Genomic DNA, 12,608 nt, shown 5'->3' with positions numbered 1-12,608 from the left:
GACACCTCGGGAATCACCTCAGAGGGGGACGGTGTGGCGAAGGGCCGCGAATACGCGTTGTTAACGGTCTGCGCGACGGCCCTGCTCGTCGGTGTCGTCGTCTACGCGGCGGCCGGGCTCCCGAACCTCCTGTTAGCCGTGCTGTTCGTCCCGATCGGCCTGTGCGCGCTGGTCGTCGCGTTCGACGTGCTGCGCCGCAAGGGCGGCGACGATGACAGGCGCCTGCTCGCTCAGGAGCGCGACCACGTCAGGCGCACGGTCGACTTCGTCGCCGACCCCGACCTGACCGAGGCCCAGCGCCTGGCCGTCATCGACTCCTTCATCCCGAGGCTGCGCGGCCAGGCGAGCCCCCACCGCGACCGCTACGTGCTGGTGCCGGAGCTCTCGCCACCCGCCCGCGCCCTGCTGGAACGCGCCAGGACGGCCGTCATGTCCGTCTACACCTCCCAGGCCATGCGGGGCCGCCTGCTGGACGGCCTGGCCAACGAGGTGCTGCTGCCCAGGCAGATCTGGGAGATCGCGCTGCTGCTGCGAATCCAGACGCACCTGCAGGAGGAGCAGGACCGCGCCATGCGGGGCGTGGTGACCCCCGAGCTGATGGCCGTGCTGGAGCCGCAGCAGGAGGCCCTGCGCCGCTCCGTGGCCTCCGTGACGGCCAGGGTGGAGGGACTGGAGAGGTACGCGCGCCGCGTCCAGGAGGCCGACGCCGCCCTGCGGGCCCGCGAGGCGCTGGGCAACAACGACAAGTACCGGGCCCTGCTGGCGCACACCGACGACACCGAGGGCATGCGCGAGCTGGAGGCCCACGGCGCCGCCCTGGAGGAGACCCTGGCCAGGAGCGTGCGCGAGGCCGTCGAGGCGGGCCAGACCCTGACCTCGTGACGGCTCAACCTCCCGCGCCGGGCTGGGCGGGCAGTCGCCTGTCCAGCAGCAGCGCCCCTCGCCCGGCCAGCAGCGTCCTGCACCATTCGCGCAGGTCCGCCGGTTTGGGCCCGTCCGCCGCGCCCGTGTCCAGCAGCTCCGCCCAGTCGAGTAGCGACTCGGCGAGCATCAGCGGCACCCCGCGCCGCTCGTGCACCTCGGCCGCCGCCTCGAAGTGCTCGGCGGCCCGCGCGGTGTCGCCCATCGCCGCGCACAGGTGGGCCAGGTAGTGGTGCCCGCAGTGGTGGGCCACCGTGCCGTGCCCGAACGTCTCCCCGCCGGAGGACAACGAGTCGTACAGCCGCCCGGCCAGCTCCGCCCGCCCCAGGCGCGCGGCGGCCACGGCCAGGTTGTCCAGCGCGGGCCGGTGCGCCATGTTGCGCGGCGGCGCGGCGCCCCCGTGGGCCAGGATGCGGTCGAGCAGGGGAGCGGCCTCCTCGTCGCCCAGCTCGGACAGGTAGCGCAGCACCGCGTGCACCGGGTCCACGCGCGGCGCCAGCCCGGCCCTGCGCAGCCGGTCGCGCAGCTCCCACAGCCGCCCCTGCAGCCGCCGGATCTCGGCGATCTGCTCGGAGTAGATCGCGATGGCCTCCAGGCGGCGGCCGATCCCCGAGCCCAGCCGCAGGGCCGACTCCGCCTCCGCCTCGGCCTGGGCCAGGTCGCCCTGCATGAGGGTCAGGCCGGCCTTGGAGTAGCCGATCAGCCAGTTGAGGTGCGGCTGACCCAGCCGGCGCGCCAGCTCGTCGGCGCGTTCGAGCAACATCGCGGCCCTGTCGGTGTCGCCGCTGTCGAGCACGGGAGGCGTCCGCTGGACGTAGGCGTGGAACAGCGCCAGGTCGTCGCCCGTACGGCGGGCCGCCTCCAGCATCTCGTCCCCGTCGCGGTGCCGCTGGTGCAGCGGGTCGGCCGGGATGATGGTCAGGCTGCGCATCCCCAGCACGCTGGCCAGCGTGCGCGGGTCGCCGGACTTGCGGGCCAGCGCCACCGCCTCGTCGCTCAGCGCGAAGCGCCGCTCCCCGTCGGCCGCCCAGATGAGCTCGGAGCCGAGCTGGGCGGCCAGCAGCGCCCTGGTGCTGACGTCGGTGGAGTCGACCACCTTGCGCGCCTCCGTGAGCAGCGCGATGCGCTCCTTGTCGGGCGTCGCGGAGATGCTGGAGCCCCGGTCGCCGCCGAGCGCCGCGGTGACGACCAGGTCGTGCCGCTCGCACTCCCTGGCCAGGTCGGCCGCGTCCAGCAGGGTGCGCCTGGCCTCGGGATGCCCGGCCAGCCACATCGCCCGGCCGCACTCCACCAGCAGCTCCGCTCGGCGTTCCACGGTGGCGGCGGGGAAGTCCTTCAGCAGGCCGAGCACCCGCTGGTACCAGGTGATCGCCTCGCGGTGGGCCAGCCCGGCCAGCGCGTGCTGGGCCGCCGCCACGGCCGCGTCCACGGCCGCGCTCACCCGGTCGGGGTCGCGGCCGTGCTCGGCGGCGGCCAGGAGATGGGTGGCCACCACGTACGGCCGCGACTCCATCGCCTTCGGGTCCGTCCGGCAGAGCGCGTCGGCCACCCGCCCGTGCAGCAGCGCGGCGCGCGGCGCGGACAGCGTGGCGTAGAGGGCGTTCCTGGTCAGCTCGTGGGAGAACTGGCAGGACCCGTTGTCCAGCATGGTCACCAGGCCCGCGCCCATCGCCTCCTCCACCGCGGCCACGAACCTGGGCTCGTCCAGGCCGAGCCCGTGCCGCAGCGCGGCCGACTCCATCCGCTCGCCCACGGCCAGCAGGCTGACCAGGTCTCTGGCGTCTGGGTGGAGCTGGGACAGGCGGGCCATGACCATCCGGGTGACGGAGTCGGGCACGGCCAGCGCGTCCAGGTCCTTGCCCGCGGCCAGCTCCCTGACCACCTCGCTGATCAGGAACGCGTTGCCGCCCGTGATCCGGTGCAGCAACTCGGCGTCGCCGCTCGCGCGCGCCTCCGACAGCGCGTGGGAGACCTCCTCCAGCCCGAACGACGGCACCGGGACGACCCGGGCGTCGGCGGTGAGCTTGTGCAGCTCCGGCAGCGATTGAAGCAGGGCGGACTCGACCGGCACGGGGCGCGACATGGCCAGGACGAGCAGCGGCAGCGCGTCGGCGTCCCACATGAGGGCGCTGAGCATCTGCAACGACTCCAGCGTGGCCCACTGCAGGTCGTCGACGACCAGCAGCACGGGCCGCACGGTGGCCAGGCGCTCGATCAGCGTGCGGGCCGCGGCCATCAGGTGGTAGCGCTCGGACACGGGCTCGGTGGCCGGCGGCACCTCCAGCGACAGCGGGGGAGCGGCGAGCGAGGGCGCCAGGCGGACGAGCTGGCCGCACTGCTGGTCGACGCCGGCCCGCAGCAGCAGCGCGGGCGAGGTGCGGGCCAGCCGCTCCACGGCCCCGGCGATCGGCTCGTACGCCTTGCGCGCCGGATCCGTGCACCGCCCCGCCAGCACCGTGAACTGCCGCTTCAGCGCCCGCCTGGCCACCTCGGAGGCCAGCCGGGTCTTGCCCACCCCGGGATCGCCCTCCAGGATCACCATCCCGCTGCCGAACTCGGCCGCCGCCAGCTCCCCGTCCAGCGCCCGCAGCTGCTCCTCCCTGCCCACGAACGGCAGCCCGTGCCCGTCGTCCAGCCAGGGCGCCAGGCCGCCGGCGAGGTGGTGGTCGGCGCTCTGCCAGTGCAGCTCGTAGGTGTGCATCGGCTCACGCAGCCCCTTGCCGGGCAGCCGGCCGAGATCCTTGAACTCGTGCCTGCTGCGCCCCTGAGCCAGCCGCCGCACCAGGTCGGTGCAGAGCACCTGCCCGCCCTCGGCCACCGCGACCAGGCGGGCCGCCTCCACCGTCGGCAGGCCGCTCACGTCGTCGTGCCCCCAGCACACGTCGCCGGCGGCGAGCGCGGCCCTGATGGAGATCTTCTCCAGGGCGCGCTCGTTCTCGTCGGCGACCGCCTGCTGCACCGCGATGATGGCATCGAGCCCGGCCGTGGCCGAGTCGAACACGGCCATCAGCCCGTCGCCCAGGCTCTTGGTGAACGACGAGCCGCTGGCCGTCACCACCGAGCGCAGCAGCTCGTAGAGACGGCGGAAGACGACGTTGGCGCGCTCCTCGCCGAGCCTGATCCGCAGGGCTGTGGAGCTCACCACATCGGTGAACAGGATGGTCGCCGTGGTGAGGGTGCCCGGGTCATGTGGGGCTGACACTGCGCGGCCCTTTCCGCCCCTGCGCGGGCGCTCGTAGCGTCTTGCGTACGGTGCGGCGGATCTCGCGGGTCTTCACCGCGGTGTTCGACTGCTTGATCCGCCACGCGCCGGCCAGCTCCGGGGGGATCCTGAACGCCGCCGTCCCGTTGGAGTGGCGGTCGATCAGGGCGACCACGATGTGCCGCCCGGCCTTGCGTACCAGCCAGCGAACCACACCGTCCACCGGGCGGGCCAGCCACGTGCCCCTGTTAGCTTCGCGGCCCATCCGGAACAGGGCCGTGAACCACCAGGCCGGCTTCGGCACGCCGAGCAGCTCGGGCACCCGGTCGGCGCCGTGCGCGGCGTCGCGGAAGATCCAGTGCACCAGGCTGCGCGGCATCTTGCGCGAGCCCAGCGGCATGAAGGCCTCCATCTCCTTCAGCAGCATGGCCATCAGGCGGCGGCCCTCGTCGCTGGCCTCGAGCATGCGGCCCAGGCGCGCGCTGACCGGCTCGACGTCGTCGAGCGTGAGGGGGCCGTCACGGCAGACCTCGATGCCCATGAGGTGGCCGAAGACGCTCCAGGTGTAGAGGTTGGCGGCGCGCTCCTCCTCGCTCAGCACCACGCCCATGGTCTCCATCGCCTCCCACGTCACCACGGAGAAGTCGAAGAGCGTGGCCAGCAGCAGCTCCTGGTTCACCGGCGGGCCGATCCGCTCGGTGTCCCACCGGTCGGCGTACTTCTCGTCGACCAGAGCCCGCACGAACGAGTGCAGGATCCGCAGCCCGATCGCCGTCGTGTGCCCGGGACGGCCCGGCCGCAGGCTGTTGGCGGCCGTCAGCCCCATCACGTCCACCAGCATCTGCCCGGTCTCCGCCACCCGGCGGGTGAGGGCGTGCGTGGCCAGGTTGGAAACGCCGGCCAGCACCTTGGCGCTGGACATCTCGGCGTAGGCCATCGGCAGGCACGCGAAGAACAGCGCCGCCGACTGGTAGAGCCCGAAGTCGGCGAAGACGGCCTGCCCCCTGGCCAGCATCTCCCGGTCGTCACCCCACTCGGGCAGCTCCATGGTGAAGTCGAGCGCGTCGAAGATCTCGGAGGCCGGCGGCTCGCCCGAGGGGGCCCTGGCCTGCAGCTTGGCCTGCCCGAGCTCCGCTATCACGGCCTTGAGCAGCTCCAGCGCGCCCTTCCCCTCGGGCTGCGCCTGCAGGTATTCGGCCACGACCTTGTCGACGTCCGGGTCGGCCTGCTGTCGTAGCTGCCGGAATCTCTCCTCCGGCCAGCGCTCGTCCTGATCGTTCATTTGCCCCGTACTCCAGATTCGGTCAGAGGCCGCCCCGTTTCCGCAGGGCGGCGACATCCAGCAGCGTGATCGTTCGGCCTTTGACGGCGATGAGGTTGCGCCCCACGAGTGACTGCAGCGCCCGGTTGACCGCCGGCCGCGACGCGCCGATCAGCGCGGCGAGGTCGGACTGGGTCAGGCCGGGCAGGTCCACCACGCCGTCGTCCTGGCCGTGCTTGTCGGCCAGTTGCAGCAGCAGCTTGGCCAGCCGTCCCCCCAGATCGAGGAAGGCCAGGTCCGCCGCCTGGTCGGTGAGCCTGCGCACCATGCGGCCGAGCAGGCGCAGGAACTCGTCGGCCAGCCCCGGGTGCTCCCGCATCAGCTCCAGCAGCCGCGCCCTGGGCAGCGCGAACACCCAGGCGGGCCGCGCGGTCACGATCGAGGCCGAGCGCGGCGAGCCGTCCAGCAGCGCCATCTCGCCGAAGGTGTCGCCGCGGCCCAGCATGTTGAGGACGATCTCGTCGCCGTGCTCGGTGGTGAACACCACCTTCACCAGGCCGTCCAGCAGCACGTGGAGCGACTCTCCCGGGTCCCCCTGATGGAAGATGATCTGCCCGGACCGGTATCGTCGCGCCATCCCCGCCCGCGCCGCGCTCTGGATGCCGTTCTCCCCGAGCACGCGGAACAACGGGATCTCCGCCAGCACGGCCGCGACCGGCTCGACATCGTGAGGCAGCCCGCCGCGCGCGTTCATGCAAGAACTCTAGGCCGCATTCCGCGAGCAGGCAGTAAGTGGTAACCGATCTCCCTAATGTGACGAGGAACACACTCTGACTGTCACGTCCGGAACAGTCTTTTCGGATCACTCGGCGCACGGTGAGGTAGCCGGCCGGAAATGGCCCCCCGAGTGTCCGGACCGGCGGGGAGAACGACATGCAGTTGGAGACCATCGAACGCCTCGACACCGCCGCCCTGGTGTCCGCCGCGCAGGACGGCGACGCCGTGGCGTGGGAGCGGCTGGTGGAGGAGTTCAGCCCGATGTTGCGGGCCCGCATCCGCCGCTTCAGGCTCAACCACGAGGACGCGCAGGACGTGCTCCAGACGACGTGGCTGCTGGCCTGGCAGAACCTCGGCAGCGTCGAGGACGGCCAGCGGATGGCGGGCTGGCTGGCGACGATCGCCTTCCGCGAGTGCCTCAAGCTCACGAGGCGCACGAAGGAGATCTGCACACCGGACCTCGACTCGCTGGGCAGCACGGACGACGTGGACAGGGAACTGGCCAGGATCTGGCTGGCCGGCACCCTCGAAGAACTGGTCGAGGAATTGCCGGCGGCGCAGCGAGTCCTGTTCAGAGCGCTCACGGAAACCTCCGAGCCCCACTACGTGGACGTGGCGCGCAGGCTGGGCAGACCGGTCGGGAGCATCGGGCCCACCCGAGCCCGCTGTTTCGCGAAGCTACGCGGGCTTCTCCAGGCCCGCGAGATCACCCGCGACTTCCTGGACTGATTCACTTACTCGCCGGATCAAGCGGGATCGCCTCCAGGAACGGCTCGAAGTCGAAGTGCGCCATCTCGTGCGCGTCCGGGTCGGTCTCCGCCGGGTACGCGTAGAACCTCCGCGTGCCCAGCATCTGGCTGACGGCCTCGGGGACGAGCCCGCGCTCCATCTCCTCGGCCAGCCCGTCGGCGAACTCCTGGGCGAAGGGCACCCGGTAGAGGGCGTCCACCCGCTGGTAGACGCGGAAATAGCTGACGATGAAGCGCATCCGGTCGGGGTAGGACACCCAGTCGGCCACTCCGGCCGTCGAGGCCTCCTGGTCCTCGGTGATGAACTCCTCGGCCAGCTTGCGTACCTTCTCGTTCTGGATCGGCGCCCACGCCTGCTCCATGTCCACGCCCTCGGGCGCCGTCAGCGGCCTGCCGACCTTGACGTCGCTGAGCGGCGTGGCCACGGCGAACATGCGGCGGGTGTAGAGCGAGGACCACATGCTCTCCAGCTTGCGGGTCAGCCACGGCTGGTCCGCGTGCGCGGCGGAGTAGAGGCGGAACCTGGGGAAGTGCTTGCGCGTCACCATCGAGCGCAGTGAGCGCCACGACACCCGGGTCAGCCAGCGGACCGGCCGGTAGAGCACCAGCTCCAGCGCCGCCTGCGCGCGCGCCTGCTCGTACGCCGACAGAGCGATGTTGGCCCCCAGCATCAGCTCCGCCCGCGCCTCCGGATCGTCACTCTGCTTCGCCTCGACCAGGAGTTGCGCGGCGTCCTTCAGGTAACGCGGGTCGGCCGGGGACAGCAGGTTGGTCAGGAACTCCGGCGGCGCCGGCGTCAGCTCGGACTCCGGGCTGACCTTGAGGTAGCGGTCGGGCGTGTCGTTCCACAGGTTGACCGCCAGGCTGGCCGTCTCCAGGAAGATCGCGCGGTTGGCGAGCGCGAGGCCGAGCTGGTAGCTGGGCCCGAGCAGGGTGAGCAGCGCGGCCCTGAACAGCCGCTTGAACCGCTGCGGCACTCTCAGACGACGGCCGAAATCCTCGATGAACGGCGAACCGGGACCGAGGTCCAGGCTCTCCCCCACCGCTTTCGAGGTCCAGGTGGCGTAGCAGTACCAGTTGTTGGCCTCGCGGCCCAGGTGCTCGGCGAGGTCGGCGGCCACACGGTGGTAGCTGTAGGCGATGACCATCGCTTCGAGTGCCGCGCTGCGGTCCTTGTAGGCCGCGATGCGCAGCACGTCGTCCGCGGTCATCGGAGTGTCGGACATGAAGTCTCCCGTTTGCTGGTCCCGTCGCCACGAGGAGTGCTCACGGAGTTAAGAGCGCCTCCGGCGGCGTCAGATACAGTCCGGCGGCCTGCTTGCCCCGTCGGCCGCCAGGCCAGGAGCGTAGGAGGCGTCGCTTGCGACGGGCTTGCAGCGCGCCGCCCCGGGCGTGGGCCCGGGGCGGCGTTTCTATTCCTTGACCATTATCTTGCTGATCACGACGAATCCGCCGAGCGCCCCCGCGGTGCCCGCGGCAGTCGTCGTGGTGAGATTGACCACCAGGTCATAGGTGCCGGGGGCGAGCTGGCCGCGCATGGGAATGGACGCGGTATAACGGCCAGAACCAGGGGTGAAGGTCATCTCCACCGGGGGCGCGGGATGTCTCGACTCACCACCTCCCAGCAGATCGGCGATGATCTCCAACTGCCATCGCCCCGCCAGCCAGTCGATGAGCTCGCCGGTGACCTCCCAGCTCACGTCCACGGTCCAACCTTCACCCCGATGGACGAGGTTCGTGGGTTGAGCTCCAGGATCGACAACCTGGCCGTGGAGAATACCGGCCAACTGCTCGGCCGGTACTTTCATCACTTGAAATTCTCCGGTCGCCATTTCGATCTCCTCTCCGCGGGACACATCCCCGTGTGAAGGAGCAGAGCGACGACACCGGCGGCGAAATACGCGTCTTTTCTGCTGAGAAATGGCGGGCTTTTGTCAACTTCGCTAAACGCTGATCCTGACGAGATCGCCCGGCCCCTGCGCGCCCGCGCGCACGCCGTTCAGCCGCACGCTGGCCTCCACGGCGCAGTCCAGGTAGGCGTTGAGCCCTCTGATCACCACGTCGTCCACGTCGCCGCCGGCCAGGCGCAGCACCGCGCCTGCGCCCTCCGCGGCGACGACCTCGGCGTCCCCGTACGGGGTGCGCAGGCCGATCGGCCCCTCGTTGCCGGTCTGCACGAGCACGGTCAGGTAGTGCACGTCCCTGGTGGGGTGGCTGCGCAGGAACACGTCCGCCTCCCCGTACAGGACGAGGCCCTCCTCCAGCGGGGGAGCGGTGGACGGGGTGAGCAGGGCGCAGGGCTCCCGGTGTTCGTCGAGCGTGGGCGCGGGGCCCTCCACCAGCACCTGGCCGCCCGCCGCCGTGTACGCGGCCAGCATCTCCTGCGCGTGCCGGTGCATGAACGGCCCGCCGGGCACCGTGACCGTCCGGTACGCGCTCAGCTCCGCGGCCGTCACGTTCTCCAGATCGACCAGCCCGTAGTCCAGCCCCCGCTCCCGCATCCGCTCGTGGAAGGCGAGCAGCACCCGCCCGCACTGCGGCCCGTCCGGCGGCCCGTCTGGGGGGGACAGCGCGGCCATCCCGGCGTAGGGAAGATAGAGCCCGAACGCGTGCCGCCGCACCGGGGCGCACTCCAGGAACTCGCTCCCGTGCGCGGCGAAGAAGCCCGCCAGTGCCCGCACCACGGGCGCCTTCCCACTGGGTGCGCCGCCCGCGTCGATGGGCGCCGAGTCCGGGTACGGCCCCGTGTGGGCCGCGTCGAGTTCCGGCGCCCAGCCCGAGGTGGCCACCCCGGTGTAGACGTTGAACCCGGTCGCCCCCGCCGCCATGGCCAGCAGCGACTGGTGGAAGCTGGTCGCCCCGTCGATGTAGGCCGGGTCGTACAACTCCGAGAAGCCCCAGTTCTCCTCCAGGTTCGGCCCGGGGGCGCGCTTGGCGGCGATCACGTACCGGGCGTGGGCGTCCCGGTCGGCCGACACGACGCCCATCCAGTTGGTGAAGCCGTAGGAGATGTCGCCCCACAGCTCCGGCCTGACCCTGGCCAGCCAGTCGTCCAGCTCGGGCACGGTCGGCGGGTTCAGGTTGACCACGACCGGCAGGTCGGTGCCGACGGCCTGGGCCCAGACGCGGTAGACCTCGGCCAGGTACTCGGCGTGGAAACGGCCCCAGTCGGCGCCCGCTCCCGGGGGCTCGATCCGCGCCCAGTCCTCGTACGACGTGCCGTGGACCGCGTTGTACCGCTCCGGTGTTCCGTACCAGGCCCGCAACCGGTCCCGGTAGAACGCCACCCCGGAGGGGCTGAAGTCGTAGGCCGTCAGCGGCAGCGCGCCGCTGGTGTAGATGCCCTCGTTCGCGATCTGCAGGGCGATCACCGCCTCCGCGCCGGTCAGCACCTCCTTGCCCACCGCCGACAACCACTGCGTCGCCCTGGACAGGAACGCGGGCCCGAAGGGCGCGGGCAGCGTACGGGTGGCGGCGCCGTCACCCCAGCGCGAGGGCGTGCCCGAGGCGTCGAGCAGCGGCTCGATCGACGGGTCGGCGTCCGGGCACACCCAGTCGGGCAGCCCGCCGTAGCTCACCTCCGCGTGGATGAACGGCCCGGGCTTGGCGACCACCCGCAGGCCCAGCTCCTGGCAGAGCGCGAGGAACCCGATGACGTCCCTGGCGGGATGGGTGACGCCGGTGAAGTCGGGAGCCGTGCCCGGCTCCGGCTGGTGGTGCCGCCAGGGCACGTAGCAGGTGATCACCTCGATCCCGAGCTCGTCGCGTACGGCACGCAACCGGTCGGCCCACACGGCCGGATCGTCGCGATAGTACGGATAGTCGGCGGTGACGAGCACCCGCGGCACGCCGTCGACGACGGCGACCCCGTCGCGGACCTCGATGACCACAGTTGTTTCCTCTCTCATGCTTTCAGACCGGTGAAGGCGATGCCCTGCAGGATGCGGCGCTGGAAGACCAGCAACACCGCGATCACGGGCAGGACGGCGAGCGTGGCGCCCGCCATGATGTAGTACGCGCGCCCGCCGTCCGGGCTGGCGACGAGTTGCTGCAGGGCGAGCGGCAGCGTGTACAGCTCGGGGTCGTTGGTGACCAGCAGCGGCCACACCAGGTCGTTCCAGTGGAACAGGAAGCTGGTGATGGTCACGACCGCCAGCACGGGCTTCGACAGCGGCAGCACGATCCGCCAGAAGATCTGCATCCGGCCCGCCCCGTCGATCAGCGCCGCCTCCTCCAGCTCGGCCGGGATCGACAGGAAGAACTGCCGCAACAGGAAGATGTCGAGGACCGAGGCGACGTTCGGGACGATCAGCCCCCACCCCGAGTCGAACATGCCCAGCGACTGGGTGACGTGGATGCGCGGCACCAGCAGCGTGATCGCGGGCACCATCATGCCGCCCAGCAGGATCACGAACAGCTTGTCGCGGCCGGGGAACGGGATCCGCGCGAACGCGTACGCGGCCAGCGCGTCCACCAGCAGCTTGGCCGGCACCAGGATCGCGCACACCCACACGCTGTTCACGAACGCGCTGCCCAGCCCGCCCACGTCCAGCACGTAGCCGTAGTTGTCCAGCGTGGCCGCCCACTCGCCGGTCTTCCTGTCCAGCGGCAGCAGGTTGGGCACCTTGCTGTAGATGTCCTGGCCGTGCTTGAACGAGGTGGCCAGCATCCACAGGAACGGCACCACCGACACCGCCGCCAGCAACACCAGCGCCACGTACATGGACGTCTTTCTCATGACGCCTCCTGCCTGACGAACCTGAACTGCAGTGCGGTCACGATCACGATGAAGACCAGCAGGATGAACGACATCGCGCAGGCCGCGCCCATCGCGTCGTAGCGGAAGGCGAACAGGTACAGGTGCAGCACGTACGTCAGCCCCGACTGCTCGGGTCCTCCGGTGACGCTGCGCCCGTTGCCCGAGAAGATCACATACACCAGGCCGAACACCTGCAGCGCCGCGATCACGCCCGTCACCAGCAGGTAGAACGTGGTCGGCCTGAGCATCGGGAACGTGACGCGCCAGAACCGCTGCCACGGCCCGGCCCCGTCGATGATCGCCGCCTCCTGGATGGCGCCCGGGATGCCCTTCAGCCCCGCCAGGTAGATGATCATCGAGATGCCGCACTGCCAGGCCGCGATGAACGCCAGCGCCGGGATGACCAGCTCTGGGGTGTTCAGCCAGTTCTGCCCGGGGATGCCGACCAGGCCGAGCAGCGTGTTGATCAGGCCGTACTGCGGGTCGTACAACCAGCGCCAGATCGCGCCGACCGCCGCCTCCGCCGTGACGACCGGCAGGAACAGCAGCAGCCTGAACAGGTTCGCGCCGCGCCTGATCGCGTTCAGCAGCAGCGCCTGCACCAGCGCCGCCACCAGGGTCAGCGGCACGGCGACCAGCGCGTACTGCAGGGTGACCCGCACCGACTTCCAGAAGTGCGGGTACTTGACGTCGTCGAACATCAGGTCCGCGTAGTTGGCCAGGCCCACCCAGTTCGCGGCGGAGCGCAGGTTCCAGTCGGTGAAGCTGTAGTAGAGCGCCGACAGGGCCGGATACAGCAGGAAGACCAGGAAGTAGACCAGCGCCGGGGTGACCAGCAGCCAGCCGATCAGGTGGTCGCGGCGGCGTGGCGGGCGGCGGCGGGCGCGTCTCCCGGACCCCGCCGCCACCCGCTTGTCCGCGAGTACGGGTGCCGTCACG

Annotated in this window: 10 protein-coding genes; 2 read left to right on the top strand and 8 right to left on the bottom strand. The window is 71.1% G+C overall.

Annotated elements, in window-relative coordinates; translation table 11 throughout:
• Positions 1-33: 33 nt before the first annotated feature.
• Positions 34-882 (top strand): hypothetical protein, encoded by an 849-nt coding sequence (locus ACFPZ3_RS65910; RefSeq protein WP_379524558.1) that lies wholly within the window; start codon positions 34-36, stop codon positions 880-882.
• A 4-nt stretch (positions 883-886) separates the two neighbouring features.
• Here the strand turns inward: ACFPZ3_RS65910 and ACFPZ3_RS65905 are convergent, their stop codons facing one another.
• The 3 genes from ACFPZ3_RS65905 to ACFPZ3_RS65895 are packed head-to-tail and all read right to left on the bottom strand — an operon-like array spanning position 887 to position 6,138.
• Positions 887-4,123, bottom strand: a complete 3,237-nt coding sequence (locus tag ACFPZ3_RS65905) for an ATP-binding protein (protein ID WP_379524557.1) — start codon at positions 4,121-4,123, stop codon at positions 887-889.
• Positions 4,107-5,405, bottom strand: coding sequence for an oxygenase MpaB family protein (locus ACFPZ3_RS65900; protein WP_379524556.1), 1,299 nt, complete (start codon positions 5,403-5,405; stop codon positions 4,107-4,109). Before ACFPZ3_RS65900 ends, ACFPZ3_RS65905 begins: the two co-directional genes overlap by 17 nt.
• A gap of 22 nt (positions 5,406-5,427) precedes the next feature.
• A complete protein-coding gene (locus tag ACFPZ3_RS65895) occupies positions 5,428-6,138 on the bottom strand; it encodes a Crp/Fnr family transcriptional regulator (protein WP_379524555.1) in 711 nt (236 codons plus the stop codon).
• A 179-nt stretch (positions 6,139-6,317) separates the two neighbouring features.
• Between ACFPZ3_RS65895 and ACFPZ3_RS65890 the strand changes: the two genes are divergently transcribed.
• Positions 6,318-6,890 carry an RNA polymerase sigma factor gene (locus ACFPZ3_RS65890; RefSeq protein WP_379524554.1) on the top strand — a complete coding sequence of 191 codons (573 nt, stop codon included), beginning with the start codon at positions 6,318-6,320 and terminating at the stop codon, positions 6,888-6,890.
• A 1-nt stretch (position 6,891) separates the two neighbouring features.
• On the opposite strand, the gene ACFPZ3_RS65885 is transcribed toward ACFPZ3_RS65890, so the two are convergent.
• The 5 genes from ACFPZ3_RS65885 to ACFPZ3_RS65865 form a co-directional block, all read right to left on the bottom strand.
• Positions 6,892-8,136 carry a hypothetical protein gene (locus ACFPZ3_RS65885; protein WP_379524553.1) on the bottom strand — a complete coding sequence of 415 codons (1,245 nt, stop codon included), beginning with the start codon at positions 8,134-8,136 and terminating at the stop codon, positions 6,892-6,894.
• Positions 8,137-8,322: 186 nt separating this feature from the next.
• Positions 8,323-8,742, bottom strand: a complete 420-nt coding sequence (locus ACFPZ3_RS65880; RefSeq protein WP_379524552.1) for a hypothetical protein — start codon at positions 8,740-8,742, stop codon at positions 8,323-8,325.
• Between the two features lie 111 nt (positions 8,743-8,853).
• Positions 8,854-10,800 (bottom strand): beta-galactosidase, encoded by a 1,947-nt coding sequence (locus ACFPZ3_RS65875; RefSeq protein ID WP_379524551.1) that lies wholly within the window; start codon positions 10,798-10,800, stop codon positions 8,854-8,856.
• Positions 10,801-10,814: 14 nt separating this feature from the next.
• Positions 10,815-11,648 carry a carbohydrate ABC transporter permease gene (locus ACFPZ3_RS65870; protein ID WP_379524550.1) on the bottom strand — a complete coding sequence of 278 codons (834 nt, stop codon included), beginning with the start codon at positions 11,646-11,648 and terminating at the stop codon, positions 10,815-10,817.
• Positions 11,645-12,607, bottom strand: a complete 963-nt coding sequence (locus tag ACFPZ3_RS65865) for a carbohydrate ABC transporter permease (protein ID WP_379524549.1) — start codon at positions 12,605-12,607, stop codon at positions 11,645-11,647. The genes ACFPZ3_RS65870 and ACFPZ3_RS65865 overlap by 4 nt, the downstream gene beginning before the upstream one ends.
• Position 12,608 lies beyond the last annotated feature (1 nt).

The sequence above is a fragment of the Nonomuraea insulae genome (assembly GCF_042656245.1).
The sequence above is the reverse complement of the archived record's forward strand: the minus strand, read 5'-3'. Positions and strand labels throughout refer to the sequence as shown.